This window comes from Mesorhizobium sp. CNPSo 4689, assembly GCF_057784325.1.
Map to the genome: position 1 here is coordinate 13,382 of NZ_JBWLUZ010000033.1, position 17,971 is coordinate 31,352.

Consider the following 17,971-nt stretch of genomic DNA (forward strand, 5'->3'; position numbering starts at 1 on the left):
CGCTGGAAGGTAAAAAGATGCGACTTCTGATACTCGGCACCGGATGGATGGCGCAGGAGCATGCCCGGCAGTTCGGCAAGATAAAGGGCGTCGAAATCGTCGCCGCCGTCGATGTCGATGCCAAGCGCGTCGGCGACTTCGCCGACAGCTTCGGCATCCCCAACCGCTTCGCGTCGCTGGAGGAAGCGCTGAACTGGGGCGCCTTCGACGCGGTCGCCAATGTCACGCCGGACCGCATCCATCACCCGACCACCATGGCGCTGATCGCCGCCGGCAAGCCGGTGCTGTGCGAAAAGCCGTTGGCCGAGAATTTCGGCAAGGCCAACGAGATGGCGGATGCCGCCGAAGCCGCCGGCATCGTCAACATGGTCAACCTCACCTATCGCAATATTGCAGCACTGCAGAAGGCACGCGCCATGGTGCTGGCGGGCGAGATCGGCACGGTCAGGCATGTCGAGGCGTCCTATCTGCAGAGCTGGCTGGTGTCGAAGCACTGGGGCGACTGGCGCACCGACCCGAAATGGCTGTGGCGCCTGTCGCGCGACCATGGGTCCAATGGCGTGCTCGGTGATGTCGGCATCCACATCCTCGATTTCGCCAGCTACGGTGCCGCCCTCGACATCGACTATGTGTTCTGCCGCCTCAGAGCCTTCGACAAGGCGCCCGGCAACCGTATCGGCGAATACGGGCTCGACGCCAATGACAGCTTCGCCATGACACTGGATTTCGCCAATGGCGCCTTCGGCGTGGTGCATGCCAGCCGCTGGGCGACGGGCCACTTCAACGAGTTGAGGCTGCGCATCTATGGCGACAAGGGCGGCCTCGAAGTGGTGCACAATCTGGAAGGCTCGGAACTCAAGGCATGCATGGGCGCCAACATCGAGACCGCCAAATGGCAGGTGCTCGATGCCGGCACAGTGCCAACCAACTACCAGCGCTTCGTCGACGCGGTGCTGAGCGGCGTCCAGCCCGAGCCGTCCTTCCACCATGCCGCCGAATTGCAGAAGGTGTTGGACCTCGCGGTGGTGTCGGACGAGAAGCGCGCGGAGCTGAGGGCAAACGCGGATACGCAGTGAGGCCATTTTGCCTGGTCTGGAAAGGAGCCCGTCTTGGTCACGCGTCGCGCGGAATGTTCTTGCGGCCAGCTATCGGCCACTTGCGTGGGCGAACCGGTCCGCATCTCGGTCTGCCATTGCCTGGACTGCAAACGGCGCACCGGCAGCGCCTTCAGCTTCAATGTCCGGTTTGCCGAGGAGGGCGTATCGATCCAGGGGCGATCGGCGGAATTCACGCGCATCGGCGAAGCGGGCGGCCGCGTCACCTACAATTTCTGCCCTGACTGCGGCACTACGGTGCATTATCGGATCGATGTCCAGCCCGGCGTGATCGCCATCCCGGTGGGCGCCTTCGCCGACCCATCGTTTCCGCCGCCCTTCCAGTCCTTCTATCACGACAGCCGGCGCTGCGAGTGGATTGAGATCCGCACCGAGCCTCTGGCGACCTTCGGGTGAAGACGCCGGCCGGCTGAAGCCTAATGCCGCAGGATCTTGCTGAGGAAGGCGCGGCTGCGGTCGGTCTTCGGCTGCGAGAAGAATTCATCGGGCGTGCCGCTCTCGACGATGGCGCCGGCATCCATGAACACCACACGCTGCGCGACCTTGCGGGCAAAGCCCATCTCGTGTGTCACCACCATCATGGTCATGCCCTCCTCGGCCACCGCGACCATGACGTCGAGCACTTCCGAGATCATCTCGGGGTCGAGCGCCGATGTCGGCTCGTCGAACAGCATGATCTTGGGGCGCATGCCGAGGCAGCGCGCGATCGCCACGCGCTGCTGCTGGCCGCCGGACAGCTGTGAAGGATAGGCGTTGACCTTGTCAGCCAGGCCGACCTTGGCCAGCAATTCGCGCCCGGCTTGTTCGGCCTCGGCGCGCGCGATCTTGCGCACATGAATCGGCGCCAGCGTCACGTTCTCCAGCGCTGTCTTGTGCGGATAGAGGTTGAACGACTGGAAGACAAAACCGATTTCGGTGCGCAGCCGTGTCATGTTGGTGGCGGGGTCGCCGAGCCGCTGGTCGTCGACCACCAGGTCGCCGTCCTTGATCGTCTCCAGCCCGTTGATGCAGCGGATCAAGGTGCTCTTGCCCGAGCCGCTCGGGCCGCAGACGACGACGACCTCGCGCGGCTCGACGCTGAGCGTGATATCCCGAAGCACGTTGAGCGCGCCGAACCATTTGTTGACGCCGCGAAACTCGATCATGCTGGTGCGACCTTTGGGTTTGGGAGATGACTTCACAGCTGCACCTCGCCATGCGCCGCACCCATGCGGCGTTCCAGCCGGCGGGCCAGCATGATCAGCGGGTAGCAGACGATGAAATAGCCGAGGCCGACGAGGAAGAACACCAAGAGGCCGTTCGGCACACGCTGCACCACCAGCCAGCCGACGCGGGTGAGGTCAGTGAGCCCGATGGCCGAAACGACCGAGGAATCCTTGATCAGCAGCACATATTGCCCGACTAGCGGCGGCAACACGATGCGCATCGCTTGCGGCAGCACCACCTGGCGCATCCGCTGCCAGCGCGACAGGCCGGATGCAAGTGCTGCCTCGACCTGACCGGTCGGCACCGAGCGGATGCCGGCGACGACGATCTCGCAGATGAAGCAGGCCGCCAGATTGGTCAGCGCGATGATGCCGGCGGTGAAGGCGTCGAGCTCGATGCCGAATTCCGGCAGGATGAAGAAAATCAGGAAGATCTGCACCAGGAACGGCGTACCGCGGATCAGGTCGACCCAGGCGCCGATCACCGCACTGATCAGCCGGTTGCCGCCGGTTCGCAAGATGCCGAGACCAAAGCCGAGCAGCGTGCCCAGCACCAGGCTGATCAGCGACAGCACCACGGTCATGCCGAGGCCGCGCAGCGCCAGCGGATAGCTTCCGGCGAGGCTTTGCAGCTGCTGCCAGATCATGTGCTGCTCCTTGCCGGCTGCAAGCCGAGCCAGCGACTGGACAGCGTCGCCAGCCCCTTCAGGCTGTAGTAGAGCAGGAGGTAGAAGGCGGCGATGGTGACAAAACCTTCTGCCGGCATGAAGCGGTCAGACGCCAGCAACTGGCCGGCGCGCGTCAGTTCGGAAACCGAGATCAGCGACAGCAGTGCCGAATCCTTGACCAGCACGATCGCCTGGCCGAGCAGTGGCGGGATCGTCACCTTGAACGCCTGCGGCAGGATGACCAGGCGCATGCGCTGGACATAGGTCATCCCCGAGGCGACGCCGGCTTCCATCTGGCCGCGCGGGATCGACAGGATGCCGGCACGGATGATCTCGGCGACATAGGCGCCGCTGTTCAACGACAGCGCGAGGATGCCGACGACCAACTCGGGCAGCACGAAGCCGAGCCGGGGCAGGCCGAAATAGAGGAAATAGAGCTGCGCCAGCAAAGGCGTGGCGCGCACCGCGTCGATATAGGCCTTGGCCGGGACGCGAAACAGCCAGCCGCGCTGCAGGTTCATGGCAGCGAGCACGATGCCGACGGCAAGCGCCCCGGCAAAGGACAGCGCCGACAGCCACACGGTCGTGACGAGGCCCTGCCCGAACAGAGGCAGATATTCGACGATGGTGCGGAAACTGAAATTTTCGAGCATCGCTAAACGGAGTCCCCGAGACGAACGAAGCGGTGGACAAAGCGAATTCCGAGCGGTTTCGCGCCGCCGAGGCGCGCGAAGCCGCTCGGATCTATCGCTGCTTAGTGGTCTTTCTTCCAGGCGTCGGAATTGACCCAGTAGTCGAGGTTCTTCTGCAGGCGGCCGTCGACGCTCACCTGGTCGAGGAACAGGTTCATCCAGACCAGCAGGTCCGGCTCGTCATAGCGCGTGGCGAACGCAAGCGGCTCCTTCGACAGGAGGTCCGGCATGATGGTGAAGCTGCCGGCCGGATAGGCGGTCGACTGACCCTTGACCGCCGAGACGTCGTTGACGCCGCAATCGGCTTGGCCGTTATTGACGGCGTCGAGCAGCAGCGGGCCGCCGCCCTTGTAGCTCTTGATGTCGGCATCAGGGAAGGCGGTCTTGGCCTCCTTCTCGCCGGTGGCGCCAAGCAGTACGGCGATCTTGGTGCCCTTGGCCTTGCAGTCCTCCGTGGTCTTGAACTTGCTGTCGGCCTTGGTGAAGACGGTGCTGCCCGTATACATGTAAGGTTTGGTGAAGGCGACCTTCATGCCCCGCGCCAAGGTCGGCGTCATGTCGGCGACCAGCAGATCGGCCTTACCCGACAACAGCGCCGGGATCAGCCCGTCCCAATCAAAGTCGAGGAAGGTGATCTTGACGCCCATTTCCTTGGCCATCAGTTCGGCGAGTTCGACCGAACTGCCTGTGCGTTCGCCGGCGGCGCCGACCAAAGAGAAGGGCGGTCCCTGCGTCTGCACCGCGACGCGCAACTCGCCGCGCTTGGTGATGTCGTCGAGTGTCCCGGCACCGGCAGCAGTGGTGAGGCCGGCGAGCGCAAGGCCGGCGATGAAAAGCTTGGCAATCTTCATTGGGCATTCCTCCTTGTTGTCGTTGTTATTTTCACCCTTCGGGGTGCTTTTTGAGCGGCAGCGCCGTTGCCGGCGGCGACCACCGTCCGAAAATCTGTCTCCTCAGTCCCAGTCGACCGTTTCGGTCACCCGGATGCTGCGCCTGGCCAGTTCGTCGAAGAAGCGGCCGTCGGGCACATGCAGCAGCGGGTTGAGCAGGCCGGGCGTGGTGATCTCGCCCCGCGCCAGCATCTGCGCCACGATGCTTGCGGGGTAGCCGACGCCGAGGCTCATGCCGAAAAGGCCGGATTGGAGGTCGCGTTCGATGATCAACTCCGAGGTCACCGTTTTGCGGCGGCCGCCTTCGATGCCGGAAAAGACATTGCGCATCACGCAAAGGTCCTTCTCGTCGGCGCCGTACTGCAATTGCGGGCCGAGCAGCCGGCCGAGAAATTCGCGCGGGCTGGCGCTGGTGCCGGGCACTTTGTCTTCGGAGAGGAAGCCAAGCTCCTTCAGCGGCGCCCAGAACGCCGACCAACCGGGCCATCGCAGCGTGTAGCGGCCTGAGCGCTGCAGCCCCTTGGCGGCGGCCAGCATCTCGACGTAATGCAGCGCGTCGCCATTGGGGAAGGCCTCCAGCCGGCCCAGGCCCGTGACCTCGATCTCGTGGATGAAGCGGTTGTCGTGTTGCCGGCCGGCCGGCACCGAGACGCGCTCGCCGTCTTCGATCATCACGCTGTCGCGGTTCTGGCTGACCAGAACCATGTCGAAGTTCCAGCTCACCTTGTAGCAGAGCGGCGTGGCCATCGCCTTGGGTTCGGGGATGCCGCCGCAATAGGAATCGATCGATGCAATGCTGTCGAACTGCCTTGCGGCGCGCGCGTAAAGCACAAGGTCGATGCCGGGGTCGAGCCCGCATTCGGTCATGATCGAAACGCCGGCCTTTTCCGCCGCCGGTGCCAGATCGGCGATGGCCTTGCCGTAATTGGTGGTGACCAGCGGCGTACGCGTCGCGATCGCCGCCAGCACCGCCTCGCGCATCAGCGGCTGCGGCAACAGATCGATGACCGCATCGACATCGGCCAGCACTTCAACGAGTGCCGGGCCGATCGCACCTTCGGGCACGACGAAACGCACGCGCGAAAGGTCGGTCAGGCCCTCAAGCCGGGCTGGGCCGTCAGAGGCAGTGTCGACGCAGACGACTTCTTCGACGCCGACGCTGGCGACGAGATCGGCGATGGCTGCCCGGCCTTGCAGGCCAAGGCCGCCGAGAACCGCAATCTTCATGCCGGCTCCTTGCGCGCCGGTGCTTCTTCCGACCAGCAGCCTTCCGGCAGGCTGACCCATTTGTTGCAGGAAGCCATGACGACGAAGGTCTCGCTGCGCACGACTTCGCCCGGAATACCCGCGCCGGGGATCAACTCGCTGGTGATGCGGTAGAGGTCGGCGACATCGCCGGCCACGGTCACGTCGACGATGATGTCGAAGCGCCCGGTGACGACGGAGGCCGAGTTGACGAAAGGCAGTTCCGAGATGCGCTGCGCCAGTTCGCGGGCGCGGCCGCGTCCCTGCGCATTGATGCCGACAATAGCCGAGATCAATTCAGGGCGTTCGGTCAGGTTGAGCAGTCCGACGATCTTGAGCAGGTTGCGGTCGAGCAGGTTGCGCAGCCGCGTGCGCACCGTCGGCACCGAGACCGCCATTGTCTCTGCGAGCCGATTGATGCCGGGCTGGGCATCCTGCGACAGCAATTTGACCAGTCGGCGGTCGGTCTGGTCGAGGTGCTCCCGCAAAGGCTAAAACTTTCACAAAAGAGAAGAATTTTGAGACGTTTTCTTTCTTATATGAAAATATCATAGGGACAATATTTTAAAACAGCAAGAGCAGTTCCGACGGTTGTCAACACGCCGGATACACCCGACGCCCGACCAGGTCGCATCGCCGCGCGAAACATCGTTTCGGCGCAAAGGGTCTACCTGGATGGATCAGCGACTATCGCCCAGCGCGGAAGATCGCCACCGCGGCCGCCGTCAGTGCGGCATTGCCGGAGGCCACCGTTCCGTCAGGCAACTCCTTGCCGTCTTCCAGCCCGACGCGCGTCGACCTCTTCCGCTCCGCCGCCCGCTCGACGAAGGGCCACACGGTCGCGTTCTCGCCATGCAGCAGGATCGAGCGCCGGATGCCGGCGCGTTCCAGCACGGCCTCGATGCCGTCCGAAACGGAGAAAGCCTCGTCCAGCGTCTGCTCTGAAATCTCGATCAGGATGCGCAGCACCCGTCCGCCATGGTCGAGGCTGACCAGGCGTTCGGCGTCGGCGATCGACGCCAGCCCGGCCTCGATGCCGATACCGCGCTGGCGCAGGCTCTCCATCACCAGCGGCGCCGCCGCCTCGCTGAGATTGACCGAGGCATAGTCCGGCAATTCGCGCCAGCCGGCGATGGCCACAAGCGTGCGCTGGTCGTCATTCTCGATCCAGGCGCCGGTGGAGACGCCGATCAGCGTGCCCGGGCAAGCCCGGCGCAGCGCCAGAACCGTCGCGCCCATCGCCGCCGGTGCCAGGCTTTCCCGTCCGTCGAGCCCGCGCGCATGCACATGCAACTCGGCCGCACCGGCGGCCACCGAAGCAGCACCGTCGCGCGCCATGGCGTCGGCATCGAGCGGCAGTTGCGGATGAAATTCGGCGCCGCGCGCGCCATTGATGCAGGTCTGGACGATCATCGGAAAAGCAGCCCGGTTGCGGTTGCGACCAGTCTAGCCGAGGACCGGCGAAAACCGGAATCGGTCGGCGAAGGCTCCTGACAGAAGGACGTGACCCCGGCCTGAATCAGCCACTGCGCGGCTCGCATCGCCCGCTACAAGGTGCCGAAGGAATCTCTGCTTACCAAAACCCTGCCGCGCATCGCGTCCGCCAAGATCCAGAAGTATATTTTGCGCGGGTCTACGCGCTGACTGCGATCCCCTAGTTGCAAATCGGTGGCCGCAGGGAGACGTCTTCCCTGTCCCACAAGCAGGAGGAGGGAAGCGGCCAGGCGCGTTGCCTGGCTAGCCAAAGGCCGTAAGAACCGGAACGAGTGCCGGCAAGAAAACTGGCAGATGAACAGCCGACCAGCCGCTGATGCGCACCCGATGCGTTGCTTTCCCGCCATGAAACTTCATCATTTGCCACAGCGGCGAACCATTGGGCCTCACTCGACGTCAAACCAAAAAGGACGCGACCAGAGTAGTCGGTGGGCTCATCGATGGTCGTGTCGAACACCGCCCAGGTGTCGGGCGGCTCCTGCACTGCGACGAACCTCATTTGAGCCTCCATTGTGCGAAGAGGCTAATATAGCAGTCAGTGCCCTGCGGCCGTGTGAATGAGCCCACATATGGAAGCTGCGCCTTCGCGCTTGTTCGTATCGGCTTGAAATCGGGCAATTTTTTACGCCCTGGATGCACCCAGGCGCTACTCGATCAGCAGCAAACCGCGCTTCTTGTCGCCATCGCTGTCGATCGTGTCCATGGCCGAGAACAGGCGTTCACGCTCGACCAGCCAGGGCTTGTAGCGCTCGTTGACGTCGAGGACGAAAACCATGTCCTCGGCCTCCAGATAGCCACCGATCGGGGAAAAATGGCCGCTGCCGGCGCCGAAGATATTCTCGCGGGTGAAGTTGACGATGTAACGGCGGCCCGGGTCGTTGGCGCGCTTCATGTGCTCGCGGAATTCGTCGGCGCTCAGGTTCCGCAGCACGGAGACTTTCCGACTGGTCTTCGTTCGGGCGACCTCGGCAACCTCGTCCAGTGTCAGCCCGACGATGCAAAATCCTGTCCAGCACTTTCCCGTGCCCTCGAGGACTTCGGCCTCGCTTGTCTCCTCCTCGCCGATGGAACGGAATGTGTTTGCGACGCTGGCCGGACCGCACCGCGAGCCGTTCGATTGCCAGTCAAGGCCGGCGTTGAACGTGGCCGCCACCGGCAGCTTCCAGGCGCTGTCGATCAGCGCAGGGGTACGGATAACCGACGATTGGATTGCGTCGGGCGAAACCGCGGTCTGGCCAACAAGCAACAGGCCGCCGCCAAGCAGGCCAAGGCCGGCAACTGCAATCAAACCAAAGGCGAGACGGCGATTCATTGCCGAACCTCGAAACAGTGCAGCAACAGGACAATTCAGAAGTGCCACAGCGTAGCGAAATCGGAGACAACAGTCGATGTTGCGGCGTCGACCCCGGGCGTACCATATAGCGGGGCAGGGCGCGCGCCACGGCGGCTGCGCCCTTGATTTTTGTCTGCCGCGGTCGAAAAGGATTTTGCCATGGGTGAACTCAAGGTGAGGACCCGCGTCACCGGCGCGCTGGCCGTCCTGCCGCCGGGCGGCCTGCCGGTCGTCACCACGCCGACCGGCGGCACGGTCGATGTCGTCACCGCGGTCAGCGCGCCGGGTTTCAATCCGCTCGACCTGCTCTACGCCTCTTTGGCCGCCTGCATGGTGCTGAGCGCCCGCATCGCCGCCACGCGCCTCGGCGTTGCCGCTAGCCTTGGCGAGGTGCGTGCCGATGTGTCAGGCGAAAAGGCGGAGGGCGACTCTTCCCGCGTCGGCCGGATTTCGATCACGCTCGACATTTCGGGCGATCTCGATCAAGCGACGAAGCAACGGATCGTCGAGGACGCCGAGACGATCTGCACGGTGAGCAACACGCTAGGCACGCCGCCGGAGTTGCATGCTGCGCTTGGCGGGTGAGAAGTTGCAGAACTTGGGTTCCTCGCCCCTGCCAGGGGCGGGGGAGAGGTGGCCGCGAAGCGGCCGGAGAGGGGGCCCTCGCAGGGCAAATGACATCGGTCGAAGAAACTCGGGCCACGGTCGCGCCAGTCCCCTCTCCGTCTCAAATTCGCCGAGCCACCTCTCCCCCACTCCCGTGGGGGCGAGGAACCGCCAATCGTCGAAGCTTCAAACCAAGGACCATCCCATGGCCATGATCCCGCCGATCGACTACGCCACGGCATCGCCCGAGATCCGCGCCGCGCATGACGAGGAGCTTCGCCGGCGCGGCCGCATGACCAAGATGAAGCGCATCCAACTGCACTCGCCGGCCGCCCACCGCATCTACGCCGAATGGTTCACCCTGCGCGACCTGCTCAGGCCCACGCTCGGCGATCGCGCGATCTGGCTGCTGTCGCTGGCGATTTCTGAAAGCTGCCGGGCCGAGATCCCGGTCACCTTCTTCCGCCGCGCGCTGATCGAGTCAGGGCTCGACCCCGGTAGCATCGAACCCAACGCCGACGAGGCGCTGCTGATCGACTTCGGTACTGCGGTCGCCACCGACGCCAACGCGGTTTCCGCGATCTGGGCCGGGCTGAAGGCACGCTACGATGAGCCGACGCTGGTCAATCTCGTCGCCTTCGCCGGCATCATGGTGGCGACCTGCGTGTTCACCAACGCGGTGCGCGTCGATCTCGATCCGGAGCTGGAGGGTTATCGGAGGCGGTGACGTGCGATCTTCCCTTCTCCCCTTGTGGGAGAAGGTGGCCGAGCGAAGCTCGGTCGGATGAGGGGTGTTCCAGCTTGGCATTGTGTCTGAAATCGCCGCCGCCTCATTCCTTCCAACACCCCTCATCCGTCTCGGCGCTGTCGCGCCGATCCACCTTCTCCCACAAGGGGAGAAGGGAAAGTGGCGCCCAATCTCCGCATGAAACGGGTGGCTAACGCCCTCTGTTCGCCCCACTTTGGGCAACCAACCGACCGGGAGCAACCCCATGACCATCCATTCGATAAGTGCTCGTCGTGCAAATCGTTCGGCGGAGGCGCGTGTCGCCGATCAGGACTGGAGCGAACTGGCTAGCGAACTGAACAACCATGGCTGCGCCGTCATGGAAAAGCTGCTTTCGCCCGAGGAATGCGCCGAGATCGCGGTGCTCTATCCGCACGAAGAGCACTTCCGGAGTCATGTCCACATGGCACGTCACGGTTTCGGCAAGGGCGAGTATCGCTATTTCCGTTACCCTTTGCCTGATCTGATCGGCGCCTTGCGCACCGCGCTCTATCCGCGTCTGGCCGAGGTCGCCAACGATTGGAACGAGCGCTTGGGGCTGGCGCAGCGCTATCCCGCGGACCACGCCGCATTCCTGAAGCAATGCCACGACAACGGCCAGATGCGGCCGACGCCGCTCTTGCTGCAATACGGCCCCGGCGACTTCAACTGCCTGCACCAGGACCTCTATGGCGATCTCGCCTTCCCGCTGCAGGTGGCAATCCTGCTGTCGGAGCCAGGCGAGGATTTTACCGGCGGTGAGTTCGTGCTGACCGAGCAGCGCCCGCGCATGCAGAGCCGCGCCGAGGTCGTGCCGCTCACCCAGGGCGACGCCGTGGTCTTCGCCGTCCACAACCGCCCGGTGCAAGGCACCAAGGGCCATTATCGGGTCAATCTCAGGCACGGCGTCAGCCGCCTGCGCTCGGGCATGCGGCATACGGTCGGCATCATCTTCCACGACGCGAAGTAGAGGCCTGGCGCCGCGGCTGCCAATCTCCCCGCGAGGGGGGAGATCGGCTGTCACTGCCGCCGTCGCTAGCCTTCACTGTCGGCGCTGCGGCGCTTCTGCCTCTTCCCCCGGCACCCTCATTCGCGTATGGCCCCGGGCAAATCCCTCAACCTCGCATCGGCCTCCCGGAACACCCCATGATTCGTCTCGAAAGCATCGGCAAGCAGAATGGCCGTCAGATCGTCTTCATCGAGGCTTCGGCCGCGCTGCAGAAGGGCGAGAAGATTGGCCTTGTCGGCCCCAACGGCGCCGGCAAGACGACTTTGTTTCGCATGATCAATGGTGAGGAACAGCCCGACGAGGGCCAGGTGCAAGTCGATCGCGGCGTCACTATTGGTTATTTCAGCCAGGATGTCGGCGACATGGCAGGCCACAGCGCAGTCGCCGAAGTGATGAACGGCGCAGGGCCGGTCAGCGACGTGGCGGCCGAAATGGCGGAACTCGAGGCGGCCATGGCCGATCCCGACCAGGCCGACCGGATGGACGAGATCATCGAAAAATATGGCGAGGCGCAGCACCGTTTCGAGGAACTCGACGGCTATGCGCTCGACGGCCGCGCGCGTGAGGTGCTCGACGGCCTCGGCTTTTCCCAGGAGATGATGGATGGCGACGTCGGCAAACTCTCCGGCGGCTGGAAGATGCGCGTGGCACTGGCCCGCATTCTGTTGATGCGCCCCGATGTCATGCTGCTCGACGAGCCGAGCAACCATCTCGATCTCGAAAGCCTGATCTGGCTGGAGCAGTTCCTCAAGGGTTACGACGGCGCGCTGCTGATGACCTCGCACGACCGCGAGTTCATGAACCGCATCGTCAACAAGGTGGTGGAGATCGACGCCGGCTCGCTCACCGCTTACTCGGGAAACTACGAATTCTACCAGCAGCAGCGGGCGATCGCCGACAAGCAGCAACAGGCGCAGTTCGAGCGCCAGCAGGCGATGCTGGCCAAGGAGATCGCCTTCATCGAACGCTTCAAGGCGCGCGCCTCGCATGCCGCGCAGGTGCAGAGCCGGGTAAAGAAGCTGGACAAGATCGACCGCGTCGAGCCGCCGAAGCGCCGCCAGATCGTCAATTTCGAATTCCAGCCGGCGCCGCGCTGCGGCGAGGACGTGGTGACGCTGAAGAACGTCCACAAGGGCTACGGCAGCCGCTCGATCTATGAGGGGCTGGATTTTCAAGTCCGCCGCCGCGAGCGCTGGTGCATCATGGGCGTCAACGGCGCCGGCAAGTCGACGCTGTTGAAGCTGGTGGCCGGCGCGTCCGACCCCGATGCCGGCACGGTGGCGCGCGGCCCGAGCGTCAAGATGGGATATTTCGCCCAGCACGCCATGGAGCTGCTGGAGGGCGAGCGCACCGTGTTCCAGACGCTGGAGGATAACTTCCCGCAGGCCGGCCAGGCACCACTCAGGGCGCTTGCCGGTTGCTTCGGCTTTTCCGGCGATGAGATCGAGAAGAAATGCCGCGTGCTGTCAGGCGGCGAGAAGGCCCGGCTGGTGATGGCGCTGATGCTGTTCGATCCGCCCAATCTGCTGGTGCTGGACGAGCCGACCAACCATCTCGACATCGCCACCAAGGAGATGCTGATCACCGCCCTCTCGCAATATGAAGGCACGATGCTGTTCGTCTCGCACGACCGCCATTTCCTGGCCGCACTCTCCAACCGCGTGCTCGAACTGACGCCCGAAGGCATCCACACCTATGGCGGCGGCTATACGGAGTATGTCGAGCGCACCGGGCAGGAAGCGCCGGGGCTGAGGAGCTAGGGGCTAGGCGGCAATTGGCACAAGGCGGACGCCCACTCGCGTCTGCCGCAAGTGATCTGGAGCGGCCCTCATCCGTCGTTTGATGCGGTGGTGAAAACCGCCAATTGAGCTTCGAAAGCACGCTTGAAGGCCGGCCGCGCTTGGCCGCGGGCGACATAGGCGGAGAGGTTCGGATATTCGTCCAGCAGAGCCGATCGGTTCAACCTGCGCAGCACCATCACCATCAGGAGGTCACCGGCGCTGAACGCACCATCGAGCCAGTCGGCATCGCCAAGGCGATCGGAGAGTTCGCTCAGCCGGCTACGGATACGATCCTCGACCATGGGCAGGCGCTGCTTGTGCCAGGCCTCGTCGCGCTCCAGGAGGATGGCGGTTTCCCGATCCACGATCGGCGGCTCCAGCGTGCTGACCGCGGCAAACATCCATGTGATCGCTCGCGCCCTGGCATTCGCGTCGTCCGGCAGCAGGCCCGCATTGCGCTCCGCGATATGGAACACGATGGCCCCCGAGTCGAACAGAGCGAGATCGCCTTCTTCATAGGTCGGGATCTGCCCGAAAGGCTGAAGCGCACGATGCGCGGGTTGCTTCATCGCGCTGAACGAAACAGGACGAACGTCGTAAGCTTGGCCGACTTCTTCGAGCGCCCAACGAACACGCATGTCACGGGCCTGTCCCCTGCCGCGGTCGGGCGATCGTTCAAAGGCTGTGATGGTGGGGGTCATTGAAAGGCTCCGGGTGATTGCATGACGTTGTCGATGTGCGTGATTGCGACGATCTTTCTCATGGTCAGGTATCCGGTTCTTGCGCTTTTGCATCCAGAGGACGAACGAGCCGCGCGGCTCCCGACAACTATCTCGTTTTCATGGGTTTTCGCGGTCCGTGTCTTCTGGGCGCGGCCGATAGCTGTGCTTACTGGCTGCCTTGCCGGAGCTATGGCCTTGTGGGGGTTGTGGGGAGAAGAGTTCTGTGTACTCTCCGCAACGCTTTAGGAGAGGCTTACGGAATGAGAATTGCAATGTTGGTCGCGTTGGCCGCGATATTGGCTGGATGCGTGACCTCCCCGGTCGACTACGAAACGTCGCTTTCGAAGCAAGACCCGAAATGGGTGTCGCCGGAATGCCAGCAAGCTCGAATGGCGGCTTCGGACTACGACGCCCGCGAAAAAGAGCACCCGGGGTGGGGCTTCGGCGTCCTGCTTGGCCCGTACTCACTAGGGCTCGTAGCAGCGACCAAGGAGCATGAGCAGAAGCAACGAAAATTGTTTTCCCGCGAGGTGCACTTGCGGTGCTCAAGCCTTCCACTGCCAAAGGAGTTGCAGGGCGATTCAAGCGCCCAGGATGCGATCGCAAGGCGGACGAAATATCCGTAGGCATCACTCCTTCGAGACGAAGCGGACTGCTCAACGATGCCGTGGCCTCTGCCGCGATCGAATTCTGATAAGCGCGCAGCGGTAATCGACTTGGGATTTTATGGGCAAGGAGCACCGGCCTCCTGGTCGCGTCGATGAAACGATGAACCGCCCTATCTGTCTAACTATTGCCTGGATGGAACCACTATCGGCTGTGGAAGGCGGCTGATCCGGTGGAATGGCCAAAGAAGGAGGGGGCAAAAGAGGAGTGCGGCAGCGCCGAAATCGAGCGCGACGGTCGCGGTGCCGGCCCAAGTGGCAAGTTTGCCGCCGATCGCCGGTCCGGCCAGCATGCCGGCATAGTAGACGGTGTAGAACACTCCCATCCCGATCGATCGCGTCCTCTGACCGAGCACGCGCGTCGGCAAGCTCATAATCGCGCCGGCAGGCAAGCCGCATACGATCCCCATGGCAATGATGAGGGGCAGCACTAGTCCGCTTCGTGACAGAAGAAGCATGAGGAACGCAAGGCCGGCACAGCCCGCGACGAGAACCGCGCCGCTGCGTTTGGTGCGATCGGCCAGGAAGCCACCCAAGGGGACAGAAAGGGTGGCCAGCCAAAGCACGACGCTGATCGTCGATCCCGCCGCAGAGTTGGACCACCCGCGCTCGACGAGCATCGACGGACCGAAGCTGAAGACCATTGCGAAGCCGACATTGTAGAGGCACCAGATCAGGCCGGCGGCGATCAGGGCATAGGTCGTCCAGGCCGAGATGCCGTGGCGCTCATCTCCACCGGCGGGTGGTACCTCCGGGGCGCGATAGACGAAGGTCATCAGGCCGAGGCTGACGATAATCAGTACCGAAACGGCAATGCCCACGGCGGTCATCCCGAACGCCGTTCCGATTGCCGGCAGCAGTATGAGAGCAATGGCGATGCCCGCTGGCCACGAGTTGATGTAGATGGCCAAGGCGGTTGCGATTTCCCGGCCGGCAAACCAGTCGGCGACCATCTTGGTCATCAGGACGTTCAAGAGAACGCCGCCAGTTCCGCCAATCAGTCGGCCGCTGATCTGCAGGCTCCAGAACGTAGACGACGTCATCAGCATTTCACCCGCCAGCATCATCAGGAGGCCGGCGAGAACGGTCGCCTTGTCGCCATAGCGCTGGCCGATGGTCGCGCCAGGCAGGGCCAACGCTACTCCCGGTGCAAGATAGAGACCGATCAGAATGCCGATGTCGGCCAAGCTCACACCGATGCTATCGCCGACAAGTGGCGCGACGGCGGCGACGCTCTGAAATTGAAATGCCATTGCCGTGCGGGCGACGAACAGGACAGCAAGGATCGTCCAGCGACTGCGCACGGTTCCCCCGCGATATTCCGAACTATTCAGGACTGATATTCTGGTTCAATCGGAAGAAATTGGTCGGGTCGTATCGTTTCTTGATTGCGGCGAGGCGCGCATAATTTCCACCGTAGGCATCACGCACGCGCTCGTCACCCTCGTCACCAAGATTGTTGGCGTAGACACCGCCGGTGGAGAACGGTCTGACCGCGTTCCACAAGTCGCGCGCCCAGCGGATATTTACCTCGTCATCGACCGGATCGTCCCAGATAGCGATGGGGAAGCAGTCGAGGGCCGCGTCGCGATTGGCGTAGGGCGAGTGGGAGGCCGGCACACGAGCGATTGCTCCGCCGACCTGCTGGAAAACCAGCAGGGACGAGTGATTGGGAGCCTTCGCGTAACTGTCGAGCAGCGCGTTGATCGCACCATCGCTGATCTCACGCAGGAACTGCGCCTTCCAGTAATAGCGTCGCCCGCGTGGAAAGAGGCTATCACCCGCCGATTGAATCTGAAGATAGGGAACGGCGTGAAGGTGGCTTTCGATGGGGGATCCGAATGTCATCAGCGGCGCGATGACGGATTCGCCCGCTTCGGGTGCCCCGACATAGCAAGCCGAGATGCTGAAGGCACTGTCGCCCGAGGGCAGTGTGACGAGCGCCGCATCGACGCTCACTTCGTCCGGAGCGTCGCGGGAGAATTTGTCGTAAAACCGCATGGCCTCGCGCGCCTGATCGTAGGCGTGAAGCACCGAGCCCATCAGAAGAGCTGGGCCGAGCGGGTGCAGCCGGTATTCGAACGCCGTCACTATGCCGAAATTGCCGCCGCCGCCTCGCAGGGCCCAGAACAGTTCGGGATGCTCGCTTGCGCTTGCTCGCAACAGCCGTCCGTCGGCCGCGACAATTTCGGCCGCGATCAAATTATCGCAGCTCAGACCGTGCTTTCGCCCGAGTTTGCCGAAGCCTCCACCGAGTGTGAGGCCGGCGATACCGGTGTCGCTGTTGACGCCCATGGTGGTCGCAAGACCGTGCGCCTGTGTGGCTGCGTCGAACTCCCCGAGGGTCAGACCAGCTTCGGCCCTGGCGATGCGGCGCTCAGGATCGACTGCGATTTTCTTCATGCGGGATAGATCGATCACCATCCCATCGTCGCAGACTGACAGACCGGCGACATTGTGACCGCCGCTGCGAACTGCCACGACAAAGCCTTGTGACCTGGCATAAGTCACGGCACGGACGACGTCATCGGCATCGGCGCAAAAGACAATTGCAGCAGGGTGTTTGTCGATCGCCCCGTTCCAGACCCTCCGTGCCTGATCGTAGGTAGCGTCCGTCGGCAATACCACTTCGCCCCGCAAGCCTTGCCGTAGCTGTTCGATCGCAGTGGTCGAAGAATGGGATCGACCCAATATTGCACCGGTCTGTCGTGGAAGCTCCATCGATATCGCTCTGCGGTTTCAACAGGACGATGGTCTCACAGGGGCGCAACCTTCTGCAAAAGCGAAATTCTTGGCTGCCAGATGAGCAAAATTCATCTACGCTGCCGGCATGACAAATCGCCCGCCTCTGCGCGCCTTGCACGCCTTCGAGGCCGCCGCTCGGCACGGCAGCTTCAAGGCCGCGGCGGCGGAACTCGGCGTGACGCCGACAGCGATCAGCCACCAGGTCCGCTTGCTGGAAGAGATATGCGGTCTCAAGCTGTTCCAGCGCCGGCCACGTCCGCTCGTGCTGACGAGTGCGGGAGCGCGGCTGTTTCCGATCCTCCGCAACGGCTTTGATCTTCTCGCTGGCTCCCTTGCCGCAGTGGCCGAGCCGGATGTTCAAGCGCCATTGCGGGTGACGAGCCCGAACGCTTTCGCGAGCCGATGGCTGGTGCCTCGATTGCCGAAATGGCGAGAGGCCAACCCGGCGATCCCGCTGGAGATCATCGGGACGGACGCGCTGCTCGATCTGCGCGCCGGCGCTGCGGATGTGGCGATCCGCTACACACGTCGCCCGCCTTTGGGCTTTGCCGCGCAGGAAATATGCCGCGATTCCTTCTTTCCCATTTGCAGTCCCCGACTATTGGCAAGCGACGGACGAGCGATTGAGCGTGCTGCAGATCTCCTGCGCTATCCGTTGATCCACTTTGACTGGATGAACCGGGATCCGGACGCTCCCACCTGGTCCCGGTGGCTAGCGACGGCCCGTTCAATCGATCCAGAGCTGATCCCGGACAAAGCTTGGGATTTGAGCTTCCGCGAGGAACTGCATGCGATCGATGCGGTTGTCGCCGGGCAAGGTATTGCGATCTTTAGTGACGTGGTGGTTGGCCGTGAATTGGAGAACGGCTCGCTCGTCAAGGCGCATCCATTGTCCTTGCCGGGCTACAGCTTTAATGTCGTCTGGATGCATCACAGTCCGCGATCCACGATCATAGAGTCTTTCCTGGCGTGGATGAGAAACGTCGCTTGAGACTGTCTACCGAGCTGATTTCCTGCGACGTCAGCTTTCAGGAA

General features: G+C 63.3%; 20 protein-coding genes. 8 read left to right on the plus strand and 12 right to left on the minus strand.

Features of this window, described 5'->3' with window-relative positions; all coding sequences use genetic code 11:
• Nucleotides 1-17 precede the first annotated feature (17 nt).
• Both AC04SI_RS27375 and AC04SI_RS27380 read left to right on the plus strand, forming a co-directional pair.
• Nucleotides 18-1,076: a Gfo/Idh/MocA family protein gene (locus tag AC04SI_RS27375; protein WP_404282720.1), complete on the plus strand. Its 1,059-nt coding sequence runs from the start codon at nt 18-20 to the stop codon at nt 1,074-1,076.
• Nucleotides 1,077-1,109: 33 nt separating this feature from the next.
• Nucleotides 1,110-1,511 (plus strand): GFA family protein, encoded by a 402-nt coding sequence (locus tag AC04SI_RS27380; protein ID WP_488475245.1) that lies wholly within the window; start codon nt 1,110-1,112, stop codon nt 1,509-1,511.
• A gap of 20 nt (nt 1,512-1,531) precedes the next feature.
• Here the strand turns inward: AC04SI_RS27380 and AC04SI_RS27385 are convergent, their stop codons facing one another.
• From AC04SI_RS27385 to AC04SI_RS27425, 9 genes are all read right to left on the minus strand, one after another.
• Nucleotides 1,532-2,260 (minus strand): amino acid ABC transporter ATP-binding protein, encoded by a 729-nt coding sequence (locus tag AC04SI_RS27385; protein WP_404282723.1) that lies wholly within the window; start codon nt 2,258-2,260, stop codon nt 1,532-1,534.
• A gap of 32 nt (nt 2,261-2,292) precedes the next feature.
• Nucleotides 2,293-2,967 (minus strand): amino acid ABC transporter permease, encoded by a 675-nt coding sequence (locus AC04SI_RS27390; protein WP_404282724.1) that lies wholly within the window; start codon nt 2,965-2,967, stop codon nt 2,293-2,295.
• On the minus strand, nt 2,964-3,641 hold the full coding sequence (locus tag AC04SI_RS27395; RefSeq protein WP_404282725.1) for an amino acid ABC transporter permease: 678 nt from the start codon (nt 3,639-3,641) through the stop codon (nt 2,964-2,966). The genes AC04SI_RS27390 and AC04SI_RS27395 overlap by 4 nt, the downstream gene beginning before the upstream one ends.
• Nucleotides 3,642-3,742: 101 nt before the next feature.
• Nucleotides 3,743-4,531 carry an ABC transporter substrate-binding protein gene (locus AC04SI_RS27400; RefSeq protein ID WP_192181439.1) on the minus strand — a complete coding sequence of 263 codons (789 nt, stop codon included), beginning with the start codon at nt 4,529-4,531 and terminating at the stop codon, nt 3,743-3,745.
• Nucleotides 4,532-4,633: 102 nt separating this feature from the next.
• The gene (locus AC04SI_RS27405) at nt 4,634-5,797 is read right to left on the minus strand and encodes a saccharopine dehydrogenase family protein (RefSeq protein WP_404282726.1); all 1,164 of its coding nucleotides are present in this window, start codon (nt 5,795-5,797) and stop codon (nt 4,634-4,636) included.
• Nucleotides 5,794-6,303: an Lrp/AsnC family transcriptional regulator gene (locus tag AC04SI_RS27410; protein ID WP_404282727.1), complete on the minus strand. Its 510-nt coding sequence runs from the start codon at nt 6,301-6,303 to the stop codon at nt 5,794-5,796. The genes AC04SI_RS27405 and AC04SI_RS27410 overlap by 4 nt, the downstream gene beginning before the upstream one ends.
• Nucleotides 6,304-6,502: 199 nt before the next feature.
• A complete protein-coding gene (locus AC04SI_RS27415) occupies nt 6,503-7,228 on the minus strand; it encodes a 3-keto-5-aminohexanoate cleavage protein (RefSeq protein WP_404282728.1) in 726 nt (241 codons plus the stop codon).
• 241 nt (nt 7,229-7,469) lie between these two features.
• Complete coding sequence (locus AC04SI_RS27420) at nt 7,470-7,808, minus strand: hypothetical protein (protein ID WP_404282729.1); 339 nt, start codon at nt 7,806-7,808, stop codon at nt 7,470-7,472.
• 147 nt (nt 7,809-7,955) lie between these two features.
• Nucleotides 7,956-8,621: a phytochelatin synthase family protein gene (locus tag AC04SI_RS27425; RefSeq protein ID WP_404282730.1), complete on the minus strand. Its 666-nt coding sequence runs from the start codon at nt 8,619-8,621 to the stop codon at nt 7,956-7,958.
• Nucleotides 8,622-8,801: 180 nt separating this feature from the next.
• On the opposite strand from AC04SI_RS27425, the gene AC04SI_RS27430 reads away from it, so the two are divergent.
• The 4 genes from AC04SI_RS27430 (at nt 8,802) to AC04SI_RS27445 (ending at nt 12,783) form a co-directional block, all read left to right on the plus strand.
• Nucleotides 8,802-9,227 (plus strand): OsmC family protein, encoded by a 426-nt coding sequence (locus tag AC04SI_RS27430; protein ID WP_404282731.1) that lies wholly within the window; start codon nt 8,802-8,804, stop codon nt 9,225-9,227.
• Between the two features lie 226 nt (nt 9,228-9,453).
• Nucleotides 9,454-9,975, plus strand: coding sequence for a hypothetical protein (locus AC04SI_RS27435; RefSeq protein WP_488475246.1), 522 nt, complete (start codon nt 9,454-9,456; stop codon nt 9,973-9,975).
• Between the two features lie 265 nt (nt 9,976-10,240).
• A complete protein-coding gene (locus AC04SI_RS27440; RefSeq protein WP_404282733.1) occupies nt 10,241-10,984 on the plus strand; it encodes a 2OG-Fe(II) oxygenase in 744 nt (247 codons plus the stop codon).
• A gap of 176 nt (nt 10,985-11,160) precedes the next feature.
• Nucleotides 11,161-12,783 carry an ABC-F family ATP-binding cassette domain-containing protein gene (locus AC04SI_RS27445; protein WP_006201480.1) on the plus strand — a complete coding sequence of 541 codons (1,623 nt, stop codon included), beginning with the start codon at nt 11,161-11,163 and terminating at the stop codon, nt 12,781-12,783.
• 68 nt (nt 12,784-12,851) lie between these two features.
• On the opposite strand, the gene AC04SI_RS27450 is transcribed toward AC04SI_RS27445, so the two are convergent.
• A complete protein-coding gene (locus AC04SI_RS27450) occupies nt 12,852-13,505 on the minus strand; it encodes a glutathione S-transferase family protein (protein WP_404282734.1) in 654 nt (217 codons plus the stop codon).
• A gap of 281 nt (nt 13,506-13,786) precedes the next feature.
• On the opposite strand from AC04SI_RS27450, the gene AC04SI_RS27455 reads away from it, so the two are divergent.
• Nucleotides 13,787-14,152, plus strand: a complete 366-nt coding sequence (locus tag AC04SI_RS27455; protein WP_404282735.1) for a hypothetical protein — start codon at nt 13,787-13,789, stop codon at nt 14,150-14,152.
• Between the two features lie 164 nt (nt 14,153-14,316).
• Here the strand turns inward: AC04SI_RS27455 and AC04SI_RS27460 are convergent, their stop codons facing one another.
• Entirely contained in the window at nt 14,317-15,495 is a 1,179-nt protein-coding gene (locus AC04SI_RS27460) for an MFS transporter (protein ID WP_404282736.1), read from the minus strand.
• Between the two features lie 22 nt (nt 15,496-15,517).
• Nucleotides 15,518-16,819, minus strand: a complete 1,302-nt coding sequence (locus tag AC04SI_RS27465) for an FAD-binding oxidoreductase (RefSeq protein ID WP_404282827.1) — start codon at nt 16,817-16,819, stop codon at nt 15,518-15,520.
• A 202-nt stretch (nt 16,820-17,021) separates the two neighbouring features.
• Between AC04SI_RS27465 and AC04SI_RS27470 the strand changes: the two genes are divergently transcribed.
• Entirely contained in the window at nt 17,022-17,927 is a 906-nt protein-coding gene (locus AC04SI_RS27470) for a LysR substrate-binding domain-containing protein (RefSeq protein ID WP_488475247.1), read from the plus strand.
• Nucleotides 17,928-17,971: the final 44 nt, after the last annotated feature.

Bases quoted from the DNA above. Each gene is read 5' to 3' on its own strand.
- AC04SI_RS27375 (WP_404282720.1), top strand. From the start codon at position 18: ATGCGACTTCTGATACTCGGCACCGGATGGATGGCGCAGGAGCATGCC.
- AC04SI_RS27385 (WP_404282723.1), bottom strand. From the start codon at position 2,260: ATGATCGAGTTTCGCGGCGTCAACAAATGGTTCGGCGCGCTCAACGTG.
- AC04SI_RS27390 (WP_404282724.1), bottom strand. From the start codon at position 2,967: ATGATCTGGCAGCAGCTGCAAAGCCTCGCCGGAAGCTATCCGCTGGCG.
- AC04SI_RS27395 (WP_404282725.1), bottom strand. From the start codon at position 3,641: ATGCTCGAAAATTTCAGTTTCCGCACCATCGTCGAATATCTGCCTCTG.
- AC04SI_RS27400 (WP_192181439.1), bottom strand. From the start codon at position 4,531: ATGAAGATTGCCAAGCTTTTCATCGCCGGCCTTGCGCTCGCCGGCCTC.
- AC04SI_RS27405 (WP_404282726.1), bottom strand. From the start codon at position 5,797: ATGAAGATTGCGGTTCTCGGCGGCCTTGGCCTGCAAGGCCGGGCAGCC.
- AC04SI_RS27415 (WP_404282728.1), bottom strand. From the start codon at position 7,228: ATGATCGTCCAGACCTGCATCAATGGCGCGCGCGGCGCCGAATTTCAT.
- AC04SI_RS27420 (WP_404282729.1), bottom strand. From the start codon at position 7,808: ATGAGGTTCGTCGCAGTGCAGGAGCCGCCCGACACCTGGGCGGTGTTC.
- AC04SI_RS27425 (WP_404282730.1), bottom strand. From the start codon at position 8,621: ATGAATCGCCGTCTCGCCTTTGGTTTGATTGCAGTTGCCGGCCTTGGC.
- AC04SI_RS27430 (WP_404282731.1), top strand. From the start codon at position 8,802: ATGGGTGAACTCAAGGTGAGGACCCGCGTCACCGGCGCGCTGGCCGTC.
- AC04SI_RS27435 (WP_488475246.1), top strand. From the start codon at position 9,454: ATGGCCATGATCCCGCCGATCGACTACGCCACGGCATCGCCCGAGATC.
- AC04SI_RS27440 (WP_404282733.1), top strand. From the start codon at position 10,241: ATGACCATCCATTCGATAAGTGCTCGTCGTGCAAATCGTTCGGCGGAG.
- AC04SI_RS27445 (WP_006201480.1), top strand. From the start codon at position 11,161: ATGATTCGTCTCGAAAGCATCGGCAAGCAGAATGGCCGTCAGATCGTC.
- AC04SI_RS27450 (WP_404282734.1), bottom strand. From the start codon at position 13,505: ATGACCCCCACCATCACAGCCTTTGAACGATCGCCCGACCGCGGCAGG.
- AC04SI_RS27455 (WP_404282735.1), top strand. From the start codon at position 13,787: ATGAGAATTGCAATGTTGGTCGCGTTGGCCGCGATATTGGCTGGATGC.
- AC04SI_RS27470 (WP_488475247.1), top strand. From the start codon at position 17,022: ATGACAAATCGCCCGCCTCTGCGCGCCTTGCACGCCTTCGAGGCCGCC.